General features: G+C 65.6%; 18 protein-coding genes. 11 read left to right on the plus strand and 7 right to left on the minus strand.

The features are described from left to right. Positions 1 to 15 precede the first annotated feature (15 nt). The 4 genes from KTC28_RS07695 to ccmI are packed head-to-tail and all read left to right on the plus strand — an operon-like array spanning position 16 to position 4,201. Positions 16 to 1,983 (plus strand): heme lyase CcmF/NrfE family subunit, encoded by a 1,968-nt coding sequence (locus KTC28_RS07695; protein ID WP_216708360.1) that lies wholly within the window; start codon positions 16 to 18, stop codon positions 1,981 to 1,983. Further along, the gene (locus KTC28_RS07700; protein WP_216708361.1) at positions 1,980 to 2,528 is read left to right on the plus strand and encodes a DsbE family thiol:disulfide interchange protein; all 549 of its coding nucleotides are present in this window, start codon (positions 1,980 to 1,982) and stop codon (positions 2,526 to 2,528) included. Before KTC28_RS07695 ends, KTC28_RS07700 begins: the two co-directional genes overlap by 4 nt. Then, entirely contained in the window at positions 2,525 to 2,983 is a 459-nt protein-coding gene (locus KTC28_RS07705) for a cytochrome c-type biogenesis protein (RefSeq protein ID WP_216708362.1), read from the plus strand. The genes KTC28_RS07700 and KTC28_RS07705 overlap by 4 nt, the downstream gene beginning before the upstream one ends. Beyond that, positions 2,984 to 4,201, plus strand: coding sequence for a c-type cytochrome biogenesis protein CcmI (gene ccmI / locus KTC28_RS07710; RefSeq protein ID WP_216708363.1), 1,218 nt, complete (start codon positions 2,984 to 2,986; stop codon positions 4,199 to 4,201). On the opposite strand, the gene KTC28_RS07715 is transcribed toward ccmI, so the two are convergent. The 6 genes from KTC28_RS07715 to KTC28_RS07740 form a co-directional block, all read right to left on the minus strand. After that, on the minus strand, positions 4,144 to 5,772 hold the full coding sequence (locus tag KTC28_RS07715; RefSeq protein ID WP_216708364.1) for an O-antigen ligase family protein: 1,629 nt from the start codon (positions 5,770 to 5,772) through the stop codon (positions 4,144 to 4,146). The genes ccmI and KTC28_RS07715 overlap by 58 nt on opposite strands. 239 nt (positions 5,773 to 6,011) lie before the next feature. After that, positions 6,012 to 7,043: a hypothetical protein gene (locus tag KTC28_RS07720; RefSeq protein ID WP_216708365.1), complete on the minus strand. Its 1,032-nt coding sequence runs from the start codon at positions 7,041 to 7,043 to the stop codon at positions 6,012 to 6,014. 13 nt (positions 7,044 to 7,056) lie between these two features. After that, positions 7,057 to 8,373 carry an MBOAT family O-acyltransferase gene (locus KTC28_RS07725; RefSeq protein ID WP_216708366.1) on the minus strand — a complete coding sequence of 439 codons (1,317 nt, stop codon included), beginning with the start codon at positions 8,371 to 8,373 and terminating at the stop codon, positions 7,057 to 7,059. Positions 8,374 to 8,627: 254 nt separating this feature from the next. Next, positions 8,628 to 9,716 (minus strand): hypothetical protein, encoded by a 1,089-nt coding sequence (locus tag KTC28_RS07730; protein ID WP_216708367.1) that lies wholly within the window; start codon positions 9,714 to 9,716, stop codon positions 8,628 to 8,630. Positions 9,717 to 9,722: 6 nt separating this feature from the next. Next, positions 9,723 to 11,600 carry an HAD-IIIC family phosphatase gene (locus tag KTC28_RS07735; protein ID WP_216708368.1) on the minus strand — a complete coding sequence of 626 codons (1,878 nt, stop codon included), beginning with the start codon at positions 11,598 to 11,600 and terminating at the stop codon, positions 9,723 to 9,725. Between the two features lie 21 nt (positions 11,601 to 11,621). After that, positions 11,622 to 11,867: an acyl carrier protein gene (locus KTC28_RS07740; protein WP_255602365.1), complete on the minus strand. Its 246-nt coding sequence runs from the start codon at positions 11,865 to 11,867 to the stop codon at positions 11,622 to 11,624. 107 nt (positions 11,868 to 11,974) lie between these two features. Between KTC28_RS07740 and KTC28_RS07745 the strand changes: the two genes are divergently transcribed. Beyond that, positions 11,975 to 13,153, plus strand: coding sequence for a polysaccharide pyruvyl transferase family protein (locus KTC28_RS07745; protein WP_216708369.1), 1,179 nt, complete (start codon positions 11,975 to 11,977; stop codon positions 13,151 to 13,153). A gap of 5 nt (positions 13,154 to 13,158) precedes the next feature. Further along, on the plus strand, positions 13,159 to 13,992 hold the full coding sequence (locus KTC28_RS07750; protein WP_216708370.1) for a 2OG-Fe(II) oxygenase: 834 nt from the start codon (positions 13,159 to 13,161) through the stop codon (positions 13,990 to 13,992). A 30-nt stretch (positions 13,993 to 14,022) separates the two neighbouring features. On the opposite strand, the gene KTC28_RS07755 is transcribed toward KTC28_RS07750, so the two are convergent. Next, complete coding sequence (locus KTC28_RS07755) at positions 14,023 to 15,549, minus strand: peptide ABC transporter substrate-binding protein (protein WP_216708371.1); 1,527 nt, start codon at positions 15,547 to 15,549, stop codon at positions 14,023 to 14,025. Between the two features lie 120 nt (positions 15,550 to 15,669). On the opposite strand from KTC28_RS07755, the gene KTC28_RS07760 reads away from it, so the two are divergent. The 5 genes from KTC28_RS07760 to KTC28_RS07780 all read left to right on the plus strand — a co-directional run bounded on the left by KTC28_RS07760 (position 15,670) and on the right by KTC28_RS07780 (position 20,956). Beyond that, positions 15,670 to 16,677: a cysteine synthase A gene (locus tag KTC28_RS07760; protein ID WP_216708372.1), complete on the plus strand. Its 1,008-nt coding sequence runs from the start codon at positions 15,670 to 15,672 to the stop codon at positions 16,675 to 16,677. Positions 16,678 to 17,422: 745 nt separating this feature from the next. Then, the gene (locus KTC28_RS07765) at positions 17,423 to 17,863 is read left to right on the plus strand and encodes a division/cell wall cluster transcriptional repressor MraZ (protein ID WP_216708373.1); all 441 of its coding nucleotides are present in this window, start codon (positions 17,423 to 17,425) and stop codon (positions 17,861 to 17,863) included. After that, on the plus strand, positions 17,860 to 18,777 hold the full coding sequence (rsmH, locus tag KTC28_RS07770; protein WP_216708374.1) for a 16S rRNA (cytosine(1402)-N(4))-methyltransferase RsmH: 918 nt from the start codon (positions 17,860 to 17,862) through the stop codon (positions 18,775 to 18,777). The genes KTC28_RS07765 and rsmH overlap by 4 nt, the downstream gene beginning before the upstream one ends. Beyond that, positions 18,774 to 19,244, plus strand: a complete 471-nt coding sequence (locus KTC28_RS07775; protein ID WP_216708375.1) for a hypothetical protein — start codon at positions 18,774 to 18,776, stop codon at positions 19,242 to 19,244. Before rsmH ends, KTC28_RS07775 begins: the two co-directional genes overlap by 4 nt. A 2-nt stretch (positions 19,245 to 19,246) precedes the next feature. Continuing rightward, on the plus strand, positions 19,247 to 20,956 hold the full coding sequence (locus tag KTC28_RS07780; RefSeq protein ID WP_216708857.1) for a peptidoglycan D,D-transpeptidase FtsI family protein: 1,710 nt from the start codon (positions 19,247 to 19,249) through the stop codon (positions 20,954 to 20,956).

Below are 20,956 nucleotides of genomic sequence, written 5' to 3' on the forward strand. Positions count from 1 at the left end.
GGTGAAAGGCGTCGAATGGCAGGCGAGATCGGACATTTCGCGCTGATCCTTGCGCTGATGCTGGCACTGACCCAATCGGTCGTGCCGCTGATCGGCGCATCGCGGAACGACCCGGCGCTGATGGCGGTCGGACGCGCGTCCGCCACGCTGCAGGCGTTGTTCGTGCTGACGTCGTTCGCCGCGCTCGCCTTTGCCTTCGTCCGTACCGATTTCTCGCTGCAAGTCGTCGCCGAACATACCCATTCGACCCAGCCGCTGATCTACCGCTTCGCGGGCACGTGGGGCAATCACGAGGGGTCGATGCTGCTGTGGGTGCTGATCCTGAGCATCTTCGGCGCAGCGATCGCATTGTTCGGCGACAATCTACGGACGACCTTCCAGGCGCGCGTTCTCGCGGTCCAGGGGATGATCGGGACCGCGTTCATCGTCTTCCTGCTGTTCACGTCGAACCCGTTTGCGCGCCTGTCGCCTGCGCCGCTCGACGGGGCCGAGCTCAATCCGCTGCTGCAAGATCCGGGCCTCGTTATCCATCCGCCGCTGCTTTACCTCGGCTATGTCGGCTTCTCGGTTGCTTTTGCCTTCGCCGTCGCCGCGCTGATCGAAGGCCGCGTCGACGCCGCATGGGCGCGCTGGGTAAGGCCGTGGGTCCTCGCGGCGTGGACCTGCCTGACATGCGGCATCGCGCTCGGCAGCTTCTGGGCATATTATGAGCTCGGCTGGGGCGGCTGGTGGTTCTGGGATCCGGTCGAGAACGCGTCGCTGATGCCGTGGCTGATGGGCACCGCTTTGCTCCATTCGGCGCTCGTCCTCGAACGCCGCGGGGCGCTGGTCAGCTGGACGATCCTGCTCGGCATCCTGACGTTCTCGCTGTCGCTGATCGGTACCTTCCTCGTCCGCTCGGGAATCCTGACGTCGGTCCATTCGTTCGCGGTCGACCCGCGCCGCGGCATCTTCATCCTCGCGATCATCGTCGGCTCGACCGGCGCGGCGCTCGCGCTGTTCGCGTGGCGCGCTCCCGCGATGAAGTCAGGCGCGCTGTTCAGCACCGTCAGTCGCGAGGCCGGACTGACGCTCAATAACCTGTTCCTGATGGCAGCGACCGCGGTCGTCTTCCTCGGCACCTTTTACCCTGTCATCATGGAGGCGGTGTCGACCGACAAGATCTCGGTCGGCCCGCCGTATTACGCGCTGACCTTCGTGCCCATCATGGCGCCGCTGCTTGTCCTCGTCGTCTTCGGCCCGATGCTGACATGGAAGCGTGACGCACTTGCTGACGTCGTTCGGCGACTACGCGGGCCGCTACTCGCGACGGTAATCGCATTTGTCGTCGCGGTGGCGATATTCGGGCGCACCAATGTGCTCGCGGCGTTCGGCATGGCCCTCGCAGTGTGGCTGGTGATCGGGGCGTGTGCGGTACTGGTGCGCCGCTGGCGGCTAGGTGGTGGCTTCGTCCGGTCGGTGCGGACGACGCCGACCTCGACCTACGGCCTCGTCCTCGCGCATGCTGGCCTCGGCATTCTTGTTGCTGGGATTTCGGCGATGACGGCGTGGCAGTCGTCGAAGATCCTCGTCATGCACCCCGGTCAGACGGTGACGATCGGGCGCGAGGCGGTGACGCTCGTGTCGATCCGCGAGGCGACCGGGCCGAACTATGAAACGCTGATCGCCAGCTTCGATTTCGCCCGCAATGGGGTCACCCGCCCGATTACGTCGGAGCGGCGGTTCTACCCGGTCAGCCGATCGCAGACGACCGAAGCGGGGATTGAGGGGCGTATCCTCGGCAACACCTATGTCGCGGTCGGCGAGCCCGACAAGACTGGCGGGATCGTCGTCCGCCTGTACGATCACCCGCTCGTCGGCTGGATCTGGAGCGGCGCGGTGTTGATGGCGCTTGGCGGCTGCGCCTCGCTCGCCGACCGGCGCTTCCGCCTCGGTGCGGCACGCGCGTCGGCGGGGTACGTTGGACGGCTGGTGGCGGCATGAAGCGGCTGTTGTTCGCGCTGCCGGTTGCGCTGTTCGTCGGGCTGATCGCCTTCTTCGGTTACGGTCTGACGCAGGACCCGTCGCATATCCCGTCGATCTTGATCGACAAGCCGTTGCCCAAGTTCGACCTGCCCGGCCTCGACGCGACCTCGCCGGGGTTCGGCACTGCGGTTTTCGGATCGCCGGTTGCGCGGGGCGAGCCGAAATTGCTCAACGTTTTCGCGTCGTGGTGCGCAGCGTGCCCGCAGGAGCATCCGATGCTTGGTCGGATCGCTGCGGAGGGGGTGCCGCTGTTCGGCCTCGACTGGAAGGACCAGCCTGACGCAGCGAAGGCGTGGCTCGCCCAGCTCGGCAATCCCTATGCCCGCATCGCCAGCGATCCGGGCGCGCGGACGGGAATCGACCTCGGCGTGACTGGCGTCCCCGAGACCTTCGTGGTCGATGGCCGCGGGCGCGTGCGCTACAAGCAGATCGGACCGATCACCGTCGACGACTGGGAAAAAACGCTCAAACCAATGCTTGTCCGGCTGCGAAACGAGGCATGAGGATTGCCGCCGCGCTGGTCGCGCTGCTGATCGCCGCACCAAGCCTCGCCGTAACGCCGTCAGAGCAGCTTAAGGACCCCGTTCTCGAGGCGCGGGCGCGGGCGATCAGCGCTGGCATCCGTTGTGTCGTTTGCCAGAACCAGTCGATCGACGACAGCGACGCGCCGCTCGCGCACGACCTTCGCGTCATCGTCCGCGAACGCCTTGTGGCGGGTGCGACCGACGCGCAGGCGGTGCAATATCTCGTCGACCGCTACGGCAGCTATGTCCTGCTTAAGCCGCCGCTCGAACCCGCGACAATCGCTCTGTGGTTCGCGCCGCTCGCGTTCGTCGTGATCGGCGGCGCGGGCGTCGTGTATTACGTCCGCCGCCGCTCGCCGGCCGCGACGGTCGCTCCGCTCAGCGCCGCCGATGCTGCGGCCGCCGACGCCCTTCTACGCCAAGATCGGATCTAGATGACGCTCGTCCTGTGGGTGATTTTTTCCGCCATGGTCGCGCTTGCCGCTGCCGGCCTCGCGATCCCGCTGGTCCGGCGCTACGACGCTCAGGCGCGCGAAACCGACGCCGTCACCGCGGTGCTGCGCGACCAGCTCGACGAGGTCGGCACACAGGCGGCCTCGGGGCAGGTCGCGGCGGGTGAAGCCGACGCGCTGCGGATTGAGATCAAGCGCCGCCTGCTCGTCGAGCACCGCGCGCAGGCTCTCCCGGTGCGGATCATGGCGAACCCTGCAGCGGCACGCGCGGCAGCCGGGCTCGCGGTCGTCGTCGCGCTCGGCGCAACGGCGCTCTATGCGGTGATCGGCCGCCCCGATCTGACCGCTCCAGCCCCACCGCGCGTCATCGCCGGCGAGATCGCGCAGATCGACGCGCCCCAGGCTGGAGCCACTCCAGCGCCCGCGGCGGCACCCGATATCGTTCCGATGATCGCGCAGCTCGAGGCGCGGATGGCGAAGACCCCAACCGATCCCGAGGGTTGGCGGATGCTCGGCTGGGCGTACTTCCAGACCCAGCGCTTCGCCGATGCTGCGACGGCGTACGGGAAGGCGCTCAAGCTCAAGCCGCGCGGCGCCGGATACGCGTCGGCGTACGGCGAGGCTCTGGTCAACGCGGCGAACGGCGTCGTCACCCCGGCGGCGGCGGCGGCGTTCACCGATGCCCGCACACTCGATGGTAGCGACGCCCGCGCGCGCTATTTTCTCGCGCTCGCGCGCGATCAGGGTGGTGACCACAAGGGCGCGATCGACGACTGGGTCCGGCTGCTCAACGAGGCGCCGCCCGGCGCGCCATGGGCTCCCGAACTCCGACGCTTCGTCGAAACCGCGGCGAGCGATGCGAAGATCGACCTAACTGGCCGCTTGAAGGGAACAGCGCCCATCGTCGCCGGGGCCGCGAATGCGCGCGGTCCGGGCGCGGGCGATGTCGCGACCGTCGGCGCTCTTCCGCCTGCCGCGCAACAAGCTTTCATCCGCGCCATGGTCGACAACCTTGCGGCGAAGCTCAAGGCCAACCCCAAGGATGCCGACGGCTGGATCCGGTTGATCCGGGCGTATACCGTCATGGGCGACAAGGCAGCGGCGAAAACCGCCCTCCGTGACGGATCGGCGGCGCTCGTCGATCAGCCCGCGATGCGGGCGACGCTGACCGACGCCGCTACGGGAATGGGCGTGTCCTGAGGCGGGTCGGCGGCGAGATGCCCGGTCGCGGGCTCGCCGCGTCCGGCGCGCTCGCGGGCTGCCAGACCGAGGATCATGCCGAGCAGGAGGAATGCGAGCGAGAAGCTGTTTTCTTCCGACAGCACGAGCCGAACAACGATAAAAACGAGAATTGAGATTGCTGCGGGGCCGGCAAGGGCGAGTTCGCGATCGGTCGTCCGCAGGAAGACCCCAACGCCCTGATTGATCGCAGCGAACAGCAGCCCGAAAAATGCAACAAGGCCGGTGATGCCGAGATCGAGGACGATCGTAAGCACGCCGCTGTCGATCGTCATGTAGCCGCCGGGATTGGTGAAGCCGAGGACGTTGCCGGCGTTGCCCAATCCATAGCCGATCGGGTTGTGCAGCACCCGCGGCACCGCCATCTCGCGCTGGATCCGACGCCCCTCGTTGCTCGCCGATTGGGCACCGCCCCCGAGAATGCGGGTCGTCAGCGAGTGGCTGCTCAGCACGATGCCGAGCAGCAGGACGACTGCGGCCGGTGCGCCGAAGAGCAGCGCGGGCCCAAGCATGCCGCTGTTCCCCCCCCGCCAAATCCGGTACGCCCACATCAGCGGGTAAGCGGCGAAGGTGACCATCGCGCCGACGAGACCCAGCCGTGACTGGGTGATCAGGATAGCGGCCATGATGAAAATCAATGCCAATACCAGCAGCGTCCGGCGCACGATGCCCGGGCTGGTCACGATCGAATGAACGACGAACGGGATCACCAGCGCCAGATATTCCGCCATCACCAGGCTTAGCGGGAACTGCCCGTGCACACGATAAAGGCCGTCTGCGGTTCGCGCCTGGGCACCGAGCACAACGCTCATGATCCCCTCGTCAACGCGCATGAAGCTCGGGATATAATGCGCCCAAGGTGGATAGCCGAGGTGCAACTCGATGAAGCCGTCGACCGCAGTGAGCAAGGCGAGGATGACCAGCGTCTTCGACACCCAGCTGGCCCAGCCCTTGCGGCTGAACAACAGGCATCCCAGGAACAGGATGCCAGCAAGCGCGAACTGATTATCGACGAACATCTTCGCCGACATCACGAGAGTACGCGACATCGGTAACGTGACGATCTGCATCACCTCCCAAACCAGGAAGCTTACCCAGAACCACGTCGATGACCGGACCACACGACTGATATATTGGCGGAGGTCACTCGATGTCGCCAAACTATATGCCAGCAGGGCGGTCTGGACCAACAGCGCCATTCGTGTCGGCGTCAGCCACGGCAACCCGGGTAGCGAGACGGCAATATAAATTGGCCAGATGATGCTGAGCACGAAGTAGACCGGGAACACGCTCTCGAGCGCCGCCAACGGGAACGTCCTGCGGTCGGGCAACATCCACAAAGTAGCCAGCAGCATCACCACGATCGGCAGTGCCAGTATGAAGAGCATCTGCGGCGGCAGAATGACGATTGCGACTGCATAGCCAGCCGCGAGCAGAGTTTTGGCCAACAGGACCAGCGCGCGACGTCCGCGGCTCGCGTCGACCGAACGATTCGAATAAGACGCGAGGAAGGTGGGGGTTGTATTAGCCACTGGATCTTTCCGTCGCCGCCGTCATGCGGCGTTCGTGCGCGCTACCTACCGCGTGGACGTCCGGCCGCAGCTGCCGATATCGACGTGACAAGCGAAGGACCTTCAAGCGATCAACCCGATATGTGTGATGGCCAGTCCCCGAGTATAGGCGGGGCGGCGGAAGTTGCAGCAGAAATCGCGTACCGACCTGCATCGCTCGATATCCCACAGTCCAAGGCGCAGACCAGACCCGACCAACGTCAAGACGCTGCTTTCGCCACGGGTGTTGCCCGTTCGGAAATAAGATCCGCGATCCGGGGTGCGAGCCAATGCGTCAGGACGGCGGCACCGCGTTGGTTGAGGTGCGCCACATCGGAATAATATTCGTCGTGGTCCGACAGGAACGACGCATCGATGATCGGGCCGAACTGCTCGTAGAAGGCGCGTTCCTGAATGACATGCGGACCCGTATAATAAGGCAGGAACAGGAATGCGACGCGAATTCCGCGCCGCTTCGCCAGCGCAGCCATGCGCGCGACATATGTTCGTTCATTGCCGAACTCGACGTCGGCGAACCGCTCGCCAAGGATCGGCGGATGGACGCCAGCCTCGTACCGCCGCACTTGATCGACCAACGCAGCCTTCGTTAGCGCTTCCTCGTGATCTGGTTCGGTCGCGAGAACGAAACTCAGCGGCCGCCCCGGGTTCGTCCCGGCATAGCGTGCAGGATCGAACTTTGCCGGTAGGTCGAAGACGCCGGGAAATGCCCGGGCGGCGAAGAGCTTGAGCTGCCGATACGGCAGGTACAGCAGGTTCGCCGGATAATCGACATTTGCCAGGAAGGCGGGGTCGACGACATCGGCGGCGGGAGCGACATATTTATAGGCAGGATGGCCGTAACGTCCCGGCTTCTCTATAACCCCGATCACGATCAGCGATGGCGCCTTGGTCTTGAGAGCTTCCTGGAGGATGACCCAGTGAAGATCGCGGCCATTTTCCGCGAGCGAGAAATTGACCGTGTTGAGCTTGCGCCCAAGCGTGGCGAGATCGGACTGGAGCAGGCGCGAGTCGACCGCGGCACCGGATCGTGAGTGCCCGACGACGACGACGTCGATCGGTGCCGGATCATAGTGAATTCGCTCGTAGATCCAGCGCGCGCGTTTCTGAATCGTGTTCTCGAGCGTGCTAAAGCGCTGGTAGGGGTTGTCGGGGAGCGCCGCGGCGGCGGCTCCGGCGAGTACAACGGTGGCGAGGATTGCGAGTCCGGTCCGGGTCCAGTCGAGACGTCGCACGGCCACGTCTCCCTTAGAAGTTGAAATACAGGAACACGGCGGCTCCGCGCTGGATGAACATGATGCCGGCGAACAGCACGACCCCGGCGAACACGATCCCGGCGGTGTTCGGCCGCCAGCGCCACATCAGCGGCGGATGATTGACGTCGCGCCACTGCCCGAAGTTCACCGCCGGGCGGTACGCCGCCATGATCTGCTGGGTGTTGGGGAAGACGGCGACGATGACGATCGCTGCGACGAGCATCACCGCGAGTACCGGCGGCAGTGCGGACTCGGCCAGGCCGGTACCCCAGCCGTCAAGCCCGAGCATTGCCCGGGAAATCGTCCAGGCGTCGCCGAGCGACGCGGCGCGGAACATGACGTTGGTAAAGCCAAGCGCGAACAGCGTCAGCGTATGATAGAAGATCATGTCCCAGCGACCGACGACAACCGGCGGCAGCTTCGCCTTGCGCCGCGTGCGGTTGGCCTGCTTGCGCCGCTCGCGCCAGATCTCGTTCACGAGAACGTAGATCGCGTGCATCAGGCCGAACATGATGAACGTCCACCCCGCGCCGTGCCACAATCCCGACAGCAGGAAGGTGAACAGTGTCGGCACAGCGACGCAGGCGATGAACGCGCTCCAACCCGTCAGGCCGCGGGCTAGCGCCCAGCGGTTCATCGGCAGCGCGATCGGCTGGTAGACGTAGGCGAGCAGGAAACGCTGCAGCGTCATGTGCCAGCGACGCCAATAATCGATGATGCTCGCCGCGCGCAGCGGCGAATGGAAATTGAGCGGCAGCTTGACTCCGAACATCCGGCCCAGCCCGATCGCCATGTCGGAATAGCCCGAAAAATCGGTGTATAGCTGCAGCATGTAGGTGATCGCGGCGGTCCAGCCGCGGGTAAAGTCCCACGGCTGAGACTGGACGTCGGTGAACAGCGGGTTGGCGTAACTGGCGAGGCTGTCGGCAATGATAGTTTTCTTCGCCAGTCCGATTGCGAAGATGACGAGGCCGATGACGAGATTGCGCGTCAGCAGCCGGGTGAACTGGGACGTCCTCAGCTGCGGAATGATCTCCGAATAATGGACGATCGGCCCGGCGAGAAGCTGCGGGAAGAACGAGGCGAACAGGCCGAATTCGACCGGGCCGGTCCCCTTGACGACGCCGCGCGATGAATCGACGAGGTAGGCAATCTTCTGGAAGGTGAAGAACGAAATCGCCAGCGGCAGGATGATGTGGTGGAGGTGAAATCCGACCCCGTCACCGCTGCAGCGTTCTCGACGACGAAATTGGCGTATTTGTAATAGCCGAGCAGGCCGAGGTCGACGACCAGGCCAAGCGTCAGCCACACCTTGACCGCGCGCGCCTGTTCGCGCGCTCGCGCTCGCTGGATCACCCCGCCGACGATGTAGTTGAAGACGATCGCAAACAGCAGGATGGGCAGGTCCTGCGGTCGCCACCATGCGTAGAAGATCAGGCTGGCCAGCGATAGCACGATTGCCGCCGCACCGCGGCCGAGCCAGCGTCCCGAGGCGTAGAATGCGATCAGCGCAAACGGCAAAAAGCCGAAAATGAAAACGAAGCTATTGAAGAGCATTCCGTGTCAGCCCACCCTGGCCGGATGCCGCCGGCTACGCTGGTCCGCGGAACCGTCCCCGATTTTGCGTGCGTAGCGGTCGCCTGGAGCGGCGGCAAGCAGCGGCGCCGCGGCGGCGGCGATCCGGTCGCTGGCGATCAGCGCGCCCTTGCGGTTGAGGTGAGAAAAGCTTTGGAAAAGGCTGGGGTCGCGCGACAGGTCGCCATAGTCCTCGACGGGCCCGAAGTGCGTGTAGAAACCCCGGCCCTCGATCACGGTCGAACCGCCGAACTCGGGCAGGAAGACGAACATCACCCGCGTCCCATGCGCCGCTGCCAGCCGCGCGATCGCGCCAAGGTAAACCGGATCGTCGGCGTCGGTAATCGGAGTCAGCAGGGGCGGGATGCGCGACGGTTTCTGGGTCGCGGCGAACGCACGCGCCTCGGCACGCAGATCATCGGCCGAATGGACGACGTCCATGTCGATCAGCTTGCCGTCGGCCATCACCTGACTGGTCGTGAAGTCGGTCGGCAACGACGCATACCGTGCCGGGTCGAAGCGGGTGCGCAGTCCGAAAGTCTCGGGAAACAGCGACGCCGCGAACAGCCGAAGTTGGCGGAACGGCAGATAGGTAATGTCATAGAGCGAGTTGTGCAGGAAGGGCTGCGGCGGCCACGCGACCGCAGCGGCAGGTGCAATATATTTGAATCCCGGATGACCCCAGCGATGGGGGGTCTCATTGACGAGAATGATGAGCAATTTCGGGTGCTTGACCTTGAACAATTCGTCGGCGACCGCCCATTCGAGGTTTCGTCCATCCTCGATGACCGACATGTTGGCGACGGTCGCCGGCTGACCGAGCGACGCCAGTTTCGCGGCAATCTGCGGCGCGCTCAGACCGATCTGCGAGCGTGACGAACCGATGATCGCGACGTCGACCGGGCGCGGGTCGAAATGGATGCGTTCGTATGACCACGCAGCGTTGGCGTAGAGGGTGTTTTCGACCTGTTGCCAGCGCTGATACGGGTTGTCGGGCAGTGCGGCCGCCGCGACGGCGGTCAACAACGCCGCTGCGAGGATGCCGAGAAGTTTCGCGGGCCAGTCGATCAGGATCACGGCTTCCTACGACCCATCGACGATACGCATCGGCAGTTCGGGGGCGGCGTAATCGGCGAGGTCGAGCCGCCACACCGTCTCCTTGCCGTCTTCGCCGCTCACCTTGGCGAAGCCGAGTTTGCCAAAGTGACCGGCGACCATCTTGTTCTTGACCGACGGGAGGTAGCGCCCGGTGAGTGCCGACGCTCCTCCATCGCGCGCGGCGGCGGCGATGTGGGCGAGCACCGCCTCTTCCATCCGCCGCCCGAGGACGCGGCAGCTCATCAGCCAGGTATCGATCTCCCACGTCGCGCGGTCGACGACGATGACCGAGATCATGCCGTTGTCGCCGAAGCGGTCGGTCAGGCGGACCTGCATCGTCAGCTTGGCGGGATCGGCTTCGAGCGCGGCGACCTGCGCCTCGGTATAGCGCCGGGTCGTCAGGTTGAACTGGTTCGACTTGTTGATGAGCTGCGCGATCCGGGCGCGGTTGACCGCGTCGAACGGGCGGATGTCGGCGACCATATCGAGCGACGCCAGATACCCCACCATGTCGCTGGTCCCTGCGAAGGCTGCGCGCTCGGCGTTGGCGCGATACTGGTCGGCGCGGTCGCGATCCTCCTGTGCGAAGGCAACCGCCTCGAAATAGCCGGCACCGAGCAGGATCCGCGGGTAAAGCGCCGGGTCGGCGGGGACCTCGGGGACCGCGACCAGCGGCCGCTCGCGGCGGACCTGTGCGCGTTCGACCGGGTTGTCGTCGAGAAAAACGAGGCTATCGAGGCCGATGTTGAGCGCCGACGCGATCGCGCGGAGGTTGGTTGCCTTGTCACCCCAGTTGGCGACGAACGAGGCAATATGCGCCTCCTTGAGCGGCATGTCGGGGTGGTCGCGAAACGGGATGCGCGCGACATCGTCGTCGTTCTTCGAGCATACGGCGAGGATGATTCCGCGCTGGCGCAGGCCGAGCGCCATCTGCTGGATCGCAAGGAACGCCTCGCCCTTCGCCGATCCCTGGCCGAGCGCGATGCCGTCGACGCCGTCGTCGCCGATGATGCCTCCCCACAGCGTATTGTCGAGATCGAGGACGAGGCACTTGCGCGTCGTGCCGCGGACCGCCGCGATCGTCCGTGCGACGACATCGGCGTAAAGCGGGATCAGGTCGGGGTCGAACGGTAGCTTCGCCGAATGCCACTGCCCAGCGTCGTGCCAGCGGTCGAGCCCGACCCACGCCGCCACGCGGGCGATGTCGACCAGGACGATTCGCTTGTCGCGCGCCCAGTCCGCCAGCCGGGCATTGAGCGCGGCAACCTGTGCCGCGACCGACCCGGGCTCGACGGCATCGAAGCTGCCGAACAGCGGCTCGACCGGCGGCACGATCGTCGCGACCATGACCCCGCCCGCCGCCGATGCGGCAAGGCCGTCGACCATTGCGCCGACCATCGCCGCCGCCGCATCGACCGCCGCGCCGGGGTTTGGCTGCGCCCGGTCGAGCCCAAGCGTCCGGTAGTCGAGCGCGATCAGCGCGAGGTCGAGACCGGCGGTCCGCAGCGCGCTTTGCGGATCGATCGCGTCCTGCATCGCGCTGCCATAATCGCCGCCGACCACCGTGGCGATGACCCGGTGCCGTAGCGCACTCGCAGCAATCGCGGGTTCGATGAGTCCGAGGGTTCCTGAGCCGATCACCCCGAGCCGGACGCGCGCCAATGGACCCGGGGCCGCATCAGTCGCAACGTATGACGCGACAGCGCCTGCGAGCTGGCCGAGCTGGTTGAGATCGAGGCGGCCGAGCGCGAGCGCGTAGAGTTGCTCCTCGTCGCCTGTGCCCTCGGCGATCGCCGCACGGACCGCTTTCAGGCGGACACGAAAGTCTGTCGCGGGTTCGAGCCAGTCGAGATCGGCGAGCATTTACGTGGTTCCCTTGGTCCGTCAGGCGGGCAGTTTTGCCTGGATGACCCGGGCGAGATCCCCGACATTCTTGAGGTCGGCGATTTCCTCGTTGAGGAACTTAATCTTAAACAACCGTTCCAGTGTAATGATGAAGCGAATATGACTTAGGCTATCCCACTCGTCGACATCATCAGCCGATGTTGCTTCGGTAACATCAAGTTCATCGACGTCGAAAACGTCGACCATCACATCGGCGATCTTTGCGACTATTTCCTCGACGGTCATCGACAACACTCTTGTTCATGGCACGCAAGCTGGTTACCGGGAGGTATGATCTACGCTGCACCGCAATATCAAGGCCGGGCCGGACACGCAACCGGCATGCCGTTGCGATGACGGCGCGTCAAATCTCGATCGGTCTGCTCTGGCACTCCGACCGCTCGGGCAACCTCGGCGTCGGCGCGCTGACCGTCGGCAACATCGCGATCGTCCGCAAGGTCGCCGCCGAACTCGATATCGTCCCCAATTTCGTGATCATGGGGTTCAACGACAATAATCGCCCGTACATCGAGGAGGCCGACATTCGATTCGCGCCGCTCGGCCTGTCTAGCGCCGCGAGGTTTGCCGGACAGGTCGGGAGCATGGATTGCATCCTCGACATCGGCGGCGGCGATAGCTTCACCGATATCTACCCGTTCAAGCGGTATGCCTGGATCATCGCGTCCAAGTTGATTGCGATCGGCCGGCGGGTACCGCTGGTCTTTGCGCCACAGACGATCGGCCCGTTCCTCGGCGAGACCGCAGCCAAGCGTTCTCTTAACCAGCTGGCGCGCTGGTCGATGCGGCGTGCGCGCGCGGTGGTCGTGCGCGACATGCGATCGGCCGAGACGGTTCGCGCGCTCGTCCCGGGCGTCGACCCAGTCTACGCCGTCGATGTCGCCTTCGCCCTGACGTGGACGGCGCCGCTGCCGTCGGTGGGGGCGCCGCGAATCGGGATCAACGTCTCGGGGCTGCTGTGGCACGGCGGCCATACCGGCAAGGGTGAGTTTAAGCTGGGCTACGACTATCGCGCGCTGATGACGGGGCTGATCGAGACGCTTGTCGCGCGCGGTGACGTGACCGTCGAACTCATCTGTCACGTCAACGGGGAGCCGGGTTCGAACGAGGACGATGGCGCCGTCGCCGACGCTCTCGCCGCGCAATATCCCTCCTTGATCCGGGTCCCCGACTTCGCCTCGCCATCGGCGGCGAAGAGCCACATTGCCGGGCTGGACGCACTCGTGGCGGCGCGGATGCACGCGTGCATCGCCGCATTTTCGAGCGGTGTACCGGTGGTTCCGGTGTCGTACAGCCGCAAGTTCGAAGGGCTTTTCGGCTCGCTCGGCTACGACCGGCTGGTGCCCTTCACCGGCATGGGAACCGATGCCGCGCTCGCTTTCATCCTTGCCGCACTCGATCAGCGTGCGATATTGGCGACCGAGATAACGGCCGGATTGACCCGGGTCGAAGCGCGGCTCGACGCATATCGCGACGTACTGCGCACGTTGTTTCGCTCGCTTGGTAAGGGCTGAAGTGGATGCCGATCCTCGAAACGACCAATCTGTCGACTGACGTCGTCGCGCTCGACAAGGCGCAATGCATCACGGCAGGTGCGGCGCTGCACGAGCGCTACGCCGCCGCCGACCCGTTCCCGCACATTGTCCTCGACGATTTTGTCGATGCCGACGTGCTTCGCCGCCTTGCCGCCGAATGGCCCGAGACCAGTCCCGACCGCACCTATTACGACCGGTCGCAGGAACGGCTGAAGTATGAATGGCAACCGCACGATGTGAAGACGCCGGGCCTGCGTGCGTTTCTCGCCGAGATGAACGCCGAGCCGATGGTCCGATTTATCGAGTCGCTGACCGGCATCAAGAAGCTGATCGCCGACCCCTATTATGTCGGTGCCGGACTCCACGAGACGAAGCGCGGCGGGCATCTCGGTGTCCATGCCGACTTCAACATCCACAAGGGAATGGACCTCCTGCGGCGGGTCAACCTGTTGATTTACCTCAACGACGACTGGCTGCCCGAATGGAATGGCGATCTCGAGCTGTGGTCGACCGACATGAAGGAGCGGCGGCTGTCGGTGCCGCCCAAGCTTGGCCGCGCAGTCATCTTCAACACCGACCTCGATAGCTTTCACGGCGTTCCCGACGTTATTGCCTGTCCACCCGAGCGGTCGCGGCGGTCGATCGCTCTGTATTATTACACGTCGCCCGTCGACGGGCTGGCCAATGTGCCGAAGCGAACGACGGTGTTTCGCCCGCGCCCGGGCACGGCCGACAAACCCGACCGCGAGGTCGCGCGCCGCCACTTCGTCAACGACTGGGTGCCCCCGGCGCTGTTGCGCGCGCTCAAGCGACACTAGCGGACGCCGCCGGAAGACGTCCTCGCCGCGCTAACGGCTCTCCGACCGCCCGCCTTCGATCCCGAGCAGCGCGAGCGGATGGTGCCCGGCCGCATTGTTCGTCCAGCCGGTCACCCGGCGCGCGACTAGCGCCCAGCGGACGGGTGCGAACAACGGGATGAACGGTGTGTCGGCGATCATCGCGACTTCGACCAGCCCGAGCGCTGCCGCCTGTGCCGTGGGGTCGGCGGTCGCCGCGGCGCTCTCGACGATCGTGTCGGCAGCCGGGTTGCAATAGCCTGCGGTCTTCGCGGCGCAGGTGTATGGCAGCAGGAACGCCAGCGGCGAATCGATGCCCGAGCGCTCGACCAGTGCCAGTTCATAATCGCCGCGCGCGATCGCCTGCGCGTGCAGTACATCGGGCCGGGTCACGGTTTGCGTCCTGACGCCGATCCGCGCCCAGTCGGCGGCAATTTCGGTCGCGACCATAGTGTGTTCGCGCGCATCGGGCAGGCTGATCGTCACGGTCAGCGGGGCGGTCGTCGAAAAACCCGCCGCCGCGAGCAACTGCCGTGCGAGGTCGAGGCGCGCGGCGGGGGCGCTGATCGCCCAATCGGGCAACGCGGGCACGCGCTCGCTCGGCAGCGACGGGACGAGGCCGAGGACGGGGGGAAGCGCCACGCCGAACAGGCGGCTGCCGAGGTCGTCGCGGTCGATGGCCATCGACAAGGCGCGGCGGACGCGGACGTCGGCGAGCGGCCCGTGCGTCGTATTGGCGAGATAGCCGTAGACCGCCCACGACGGCTCGACGTGAAGCGCATTCGACGCCGCCAGCAGGCGGGCGTCACCGAACCCGGCGAGGCCATGGCCGATAACGAGATCGGTGCGGTCGCGAGCAAAGCGGGCGATCGCCGTGCCCGGGTTCTCGGCTGGAGTCAGTGCGATTCCGGCGAGCGTCACCTTCGGGTTCGGCACTGCTGCCGGGTTGCGGGTCAGTGTGACAGGCACCTTGTCCGAATCGGCAAGGCGGAACGGGCCCAATGGGGGTGGCCGAACGCCCGGCCGCGTTACCGCGAACTCGGGTTCGGCAAGCAAGGCGAGGAGGTACGGCATCGCCCCGGCGAGGCGGACCTCGACAACGTTATCCACAGGCGCACCGACACCCAACGTGGACACTGGTTTAGCCCCCGACAACACCTCGGCGCCGTTCTCGAAACCGAGCAAAAGCGAGCGCAATGCGTTGTGGCTTCCGGGCTGGGCGGCGCGGCGAAACGAGGCGACGACGTCGGTCGCGGTCACTGGCTTGCCGTCGGGCCATGCGCGCGGGCGCAGTCGGAAAATGACGCTGAGCCCGTTGTCGGCGATCCGCCAGCTCGATGCGAGACCGGGCACGACCTGACCCGCGCCGTCGAAGCTCGTCAGCCCGACTTGCGTCGCCGCGACGATTGCACGACGTGGCGCGCCGGTATCACTTGTCTCGTGGCCGACGATATCGGCGCGCAATGTCGCGCCGGGATCGCCATCCTTCGCGCCGCAACCGGCGAGAAGCAGTGCGAGGAGAACGATGCGCGGCGACATGGGCCTGCGTTAGCCGCTCGACCGGCGCGGCGCAAAGCCGGGTTTGCTCCAATGGCGGCTTTGCCCACGGCAATCATCGCTTGCTTGCACGCTCCGGCTCCGCGCCGCTAAGCGGACAAGATGGTCATTCCCCCCACCGCCGATGTCACCGCGCTGATCGGCAATACCCCGCTGGTCAAGCTGCGCGGACCATCGGCGCGAACCGGTTGCACGATCCTCGGCAAGGCCGAATTCATGAACCCCGGCGGGTCGGTCAAGGATCGCGCCGCGCTCTATATTATCCGCGATGCCGAAGCGCGCGGGACGCTCGCGCCGGGCGGAACGATCGTTGAGGGGACCGCCGGCAATACCGGGATCGGGCTCGCGGTCGTCGGCAATGCGCTCGGCTACCGGACGATCATCGTCATGCCCGAGACGCAGAGCGCCGAAAAGCAGGCGACGTTGCGCGCACTTGGGGCCGAGCTCGTCCTCGTGCCCGCCGCGCCGTATTCGAGCGCGTGCCATTATGTCCACCAGTCGCGGCGGATCGCCGAGGAGACGCTGGGCGCAGTTTGGGCAAACCAATTCGACAACATCGCCAACCGCTTGGCGCATATCAAGACGACGGCGCCCGAGATTTGGGCGCAAACCGGGGGCGCGGTCGACGGCTTCACCTGCGCGGTCGGCACCGGTGGAACGCTCGCCGGGGTCGCGCTCGGCCTGCGCGCAGTCGCTCCGAACATCGCCATCGCGCTGAGCGATCCCGAAGGCGCGGCGCTGTACGATTGGTTCGCGCATGGCGAATTGCGTTCGGAAGGTAGCTCGGTTGCGGAGGGCATCGGTCAGAGCCGGATCACCGCGAATCTCGAGGGGCTGACCGTCGACGCACAGTTTCGCATTCCCGATCGCGAGGCCGTTCCACTGCTCCACGAGCTGCTCGAGCACGAAGGCCTTTGTCTGGGATTATCGTCGGGAATCAATGTCGCGGGGGCGATCCGGCTCGCCGAACATCTCGGTCCAGGCAAGACGATCGTCACCATCTTGTGCGATTCGGGGCTGCGCTATCTATCGACGATCTACAACCCGGCATGGTGTGCGGCGAAAGGCCTGACGCCGCCGCCGTGGCTCGTCGGCTCGACAAACGCATAAGTCGGTACTACACGTCCTTAACAAGACGACGATGCGGATCGCCCTGAGGTTCGCGTGTCCGGCGTGGCCGGGCAATTGTTTTGCCAGTGAGGGCCAGTGGACAGACATTCACGTACTGCCCGGACGACGCCATCGTGCACCGCGCAGCGGATCAATGCCGGGCTGACGGGACTCGCCGCGATTTTCCTGATCGTGGTGTCCGCGGCTGCGGGCATTCGGTCCTCGCGGCCAGCGTCGCCGGTCGATCCGAAGGCCGAGACGCTTGCCGTTCTTGGAGTCGCGCCGAGCTCGGGAACCGACGCGACTTTGCACAAGAGCGCTGCTCCGACGTCGCCGATTTTGCGGGCGCCGCCAAAGAGCTGACGGCGGACCGATCCACCCGGCAACCGGGCGGCCCAAGATGAACCGCAAGTCGTTGTAGTTAAGAAATCGTATAACTTATTGCACAGACTTATCCACAGGTCTCATCGCCGGTTAACAGCGCCGAACAAAACGGGTCCAAAACAGAAGAGACGAAGAACAAGCTGTATTTTGGACGTGATTTCGGGATGTTTCCCACGATTTCCCATTGCTAGACCACGAAAGCCCATGTAGCGCTTGTCCACAGCAAGCATAGGGGTTTTCGCATTATCCGAACCGCCAGCGTATCGACCCCGGTCGATGGGCCCGGGAAGGTCTTGCCCTGAAGCTTGCAGGCTGTGGGCGGATCAAACGAGTGGTGGACGAATCGTTTCTCGGTAATGCTTTGAACGCAATCGACGCGAAGCAGCGCGTGTCGGTTCCGTCGAGCTTCCGTGACGTCATCGCCGCACGCTCCGAAACGCGAGCCGTCATCCTTGGCCCCGCCGAACGCGCCGATTGCCTCGTCGGCTATGACCAGGGCTATCCGGCCAAGGCACGCGCCGAACTCGAAGCCCGTTTCGCCGGCGATTACAGCGAAGCTCGCGACGACCGCTTTCGCGCAACCTTCGGTTCGGCCGAAAAATTCCCGATCGACGACACCGGGCGGATCATCCTCTCGGCAGCGATGAAGGACGCCGGGGAGATTGACCGGCTCGCCTTGTTCTGGGGCATGGGCGACTATTTCGAGATCTGGAACCCGCAGCGTTTCATCGCGCGGCCCGGTCTCGACCCGCGCGTCGTTCGGATGGTCCGCCGCTTGCTCGATGCGCGGGGCGAGGCATGAGCCACGTTCCCGTCCTGCTCGAAGAAGTCATGGCAGCGCTCGCGCTGACCGACAGCGATGTCTACGTCGACGCGACTTTCGGGGCGGGCGGATATTCGCGCGCTGCACTCGACTGCGGTGTCGGGCATATCTGGGGGTTCGATCGCGACCGCACCGCGATCGCCGCCAACCCGCTCGACGATCCGCGCCTCATCCTCATCGAGGGCCGGTTTTCGGCGATGGATAGCGAACTTGCGGCGCGCGGCGTCGACGGCGTTGACGCGGTGGCGATGGACATCGGCGTGTCTTCGATGATGCTCGACCAGCCCGAGCGCGGCTTTTCGTTCATGGCCGATGGGCCGCTCGATATGCGGATGGGCAGCGACGGGCCGACCGCTGCCGACTTCATCAACACTGCAGGCGAGGCCGAAATCGCCGACGTCCTGTTCAAGCTCGGCGACGAGCCCAAGGCGCGCCGAATCGCGCGCGCGATTGTCAACGACCGCCCGTTCGAGCGGACGTCGCAGCTCGCCGGGCTCGTTCGCAGCGTTTGTGGCGCGTTAAAGACCGGCAAGGACCCCGCGACGCGGACGTTCCAGGCGCTGCGGATGTACGTCAACGACGAGCTCGGCGAACTCGACGCCGGTCTGCGCGCGGCAGAGCGCCTGCTGCGCCCGGGCGGACGCCTCGCGGTGGTCAGTTTCCACAGCCTCGAGGACCGCGCAGTCAAGCTGTTCCTCCGCAACCGCTCGGGAAGCGCTCCAGCGGGATCGCGGCATCTCCCAATGGCCGACGCCGGTCCGGCCCCGACCTTCATGGCACCGGCCAAGCCGGTCCGCCCGTCCGACGAAGAGAATAATCGCAACCCCCGGGCGCGGTCCGCGACGCTGCGCGCCGCCGTCCGCACCGCCGCCCCAGCATGGAGAGCCGCATGAAAACCAGCTTCAAATCCGCCGCGATGATCGCCGCCGCGCTCGCCTCGGCGATGGGTTGCTACACCGTCTCGCTCCGCGCCTCGACCGAGCGTGCCGGGATCGACGCCGCGCGCCAGCGGATCGCGCGCGATACCGCCGACATCCGCCTCCTCCAGGCCGAACTCCGCACGCGGGCGCGGCTCCCCGAGCTTCAGCGCTGGAACGAGCAGGTCCTCGCGCTTGCCCCGCCACGTGCCGAGCAGTTGCTCGGCAGTCCGGTCCTCCTCGCAAGCTATGCTGCGCCGCTCCCCTCGCACACGCCGGTCGAGGTGGCTGCGGTCGTCCGCGATGCGCCTGCGCCGGTCGCGCCGATCCGCCGCGTCGCGTTCACGGCGCCGCGCATCGCCAACGATCTCAGCGTCGACGCGCGGCTCGTTGCGGTCGCTGCGAGCCAGACTGCAACCTTCCAGAAGATCGCCCTGCGGTGATTATGGCGGCGCTGCCGCGGCGAACGCTCCCGCTAGCCGGTCAACGGCAAGCGGCGCTCGCCCGCGCGCGGACGCGGCTGATGACGTGCGTCCTGCTGTTTGTTGCGATCGCCGGGATTCTCGGCCTGCGCCTCGCCGACCTTGCGCTGCTCCACGAGCGCGACACCGGCGGGCGTGAAGCCTTCGCGGCACCGATCCCGCCACGCGGCGACATCTTCGACCGCAACGGCATCGAGCTCGCGCGGACGTTCGACGCGGTCGCGGTCGCGGTCGCCCCGCGCAAGCTCATCGGTGACCCGCACGCGCTCGCGCAGTCGCTGGCGGCGATCCTGACCGACAAGACCCCGGGGCAAATCTACTTCGAGCTCACCCATCCGGGTGCATTCCGCTATATCGCGCGTCGTGTCCTGCCGGAGCAGGCGAAACGGATCAACGACCTCGGCGAACCCGCGATCACGCTCGAGCGCGAGCCCGAGCGGCTGTATCCCAATGCCGATCTCGCCGCGCATGTCATTGGCTACACCGATATCGACGGTCATGGTAAATACGGGATGGAGCGCGCGCTCGACACCCGCCTGACCGCGCCGGCGACACGCGGCAAGCCGGTCTTCCTCGCGCTCGACAGCCGCGTTCAGCAGGCGCTCGAAAACGAGCTCGGCGCGGCGATGGCCGAGTTCACCGCACTCGGCGCTGCCGGAATCGTCATGGACGTCCACACCGGCGAGGTCATCGCCCTTGCGTCGCTGCCCGATTTCAACCCCAACGCAGCCGGGCACGCCAGCGACAATGCACGCTTTAACCGGGCGACGCTGGGAGTGTATGAGCTCGGCTCGACCTTCAAGACGATGACGATCGCGATGTCGCTCAACGATGGTTTCATCAAGTCGATGGACCAGAAGTACGATGCGACCGCACCTATCCACATCGGCCGCTTCACAATTCACGACGACCCCGACGGTCACGAACTGCGTCGTTGGGCATCCGTACCGGACATCTTCATCCATTCGTCGAACATCGGCACCGCGCACATGGCGGCGGAACTGGGCGCGACCCGGCAGCGGGCCTATCTCGACGCGCTCGGCTTTTTGTCGCCGGTCAGCGGTGAGTTGATGGAGCGCGGGCACACGCTGTACCCGGCATCAAATAACTGGGGCGAGATCGCGACGATGACGGTCGGCTTTGGTCACGGCATCGCGGTGACCCCGCTGCATCTGGCGACGGCATATGCGACGGTCGTCAACGGCGGCATCTTCCGCCCGGCGACGATGCTGAAGGTCGAACCCGGCCAGGCGGTACCGGGCAAGCGCATCTTCAAGGAAAGCACCTCCGACCAGATGCGGGCACTGCTGCGGATGGTGGTTCTCTCGGGCACCGGGCGGAAGGCGAACGCCGCCGGTTACCGCGTCGGCGGCAAGACTGGAACCGCCGAAAAGCAACAGGGCGGGCACTACGAAAAGCACGTCAATATCTCGACCTTCGCAGCCGCCTTTCCGATGGATGCGCCGCGCTATGTCGTGATCGCGCTGCTGGACGCGCCGCACGGAACGAAGAAGACGGGGGGTTACTCGACCGCCGGACAGGTTTCGGCGCCGATCATCGAGAAGATCGTGACGCGGATCGGGCCGATGTTGGGGGTCGCGCCCGACATGACGCACGACATCGATGTAAACGGCATGCTCGGGCTGGCTGCCAGCGCGCCGGACAAGGAATAG

This window comes from Polymorphobacter megasporae (assembly GCF_018982885.2).
GTDB classification, from domain to species: Bacteria; Pseudomonadota; Alphaproteobacteria; order Sphingomonadales; family Sphingomonadaceae; genus Polymorphobacter_B; species Polymorphobacter_B megasporae.

Bases quoted from the DNA above. Each gene is read 5' to 3' on its own strand.
- KTC28_RS07760 (WP_216708372.1), top strand. From the start codon at position 15,670: ATGGTCATTCCCCCCACCGCCGATGTCACCGCGCTGATCGGCAATACC.
- rsmH (WP_216708374.1), top strand. From the start codon at position 17,860: ATGAGCCACGTTCCCGTCCTGCTCGAAGAAGTCATGGCAGCGCTCGCG.
- KTC28_RS07695 (WP_216708360.1), top strand. From the start codon at position 16: ATGGCAGGCGAGATCGGACATTTCGCGCTGATCCTTGCGCTGATGCTG.
- KTC28_RS07700 (WP_216708361.1), top strand. From the start codon at position 1,980: ATGAAGCGGCTGTTGTTCGCGCTGCCGGTTGCGCTGTTCGTCGGGCTG.
- KTC28_RS07740 (WP_255602365.1), bottom strand. From the start codon at position 11,867: ATGACCGTCGAGGAAATAGTCGCAAAGATCGCCGATGTGATGGTCGAC.
- KTC28_RS07780 (WP_216708857.1), top strand. From the start codon at position 19,247: ATGGCGGCGCTGCCGCGGCGAACGCTCCCGCTAGCCGGTCAACGGCAA.
- KTC28_RS07750 (WP_216708370.1), top strand. From the start codon at position 13,159: ATGCCGATCCTCGAAACGACCAATCTGTCGACTGACGTCGTCGCGCTC.
- KTC28_RS07755 (WP_216708371.1), bottom strand. From the start codon at position 15,549: ATGTCGCCGCGCATCGTTCTCCTCGCACTGCTTCTCGCCGGTTGCGGC.
- ccmI (WP_216708363.1), top strand. From the start codon at position 2,984: ATGACGCTCGTCCTGTGGGTGATTTTTTCCGCCATGGTCGCGCTTGCC.
- KTC28_RS07745 (WP_216708369.1), top strand. From the start codon at position 11,975: ATGACGGCGCGTCAAATCTCGATCGGTCTGCTCTGGCACTCCGACCGC.
- KTC28_RS07775 (WP_216708375.1), top strand. From the start codon at position 18,774: ATGAAAACCAGCTTCAAATCCGCCGCGATGATCGCCGCCGCGCTCGCC.
- KTC28_RS07735 (WP_216708368.1), bottom strand. From the start codon at position 11,600: ATGCTCGCCGATCTCGACTGGCTCGAACCCGCGACAGACTTTCGTGTC.
- KTC28_RS07705 (WP_216708362.1), top strand. From the start codon at position 2,525: ATGAGGATTGCCGCCGCGCTGGTCGCGCTGCTGATCGCCGCACCAAGC.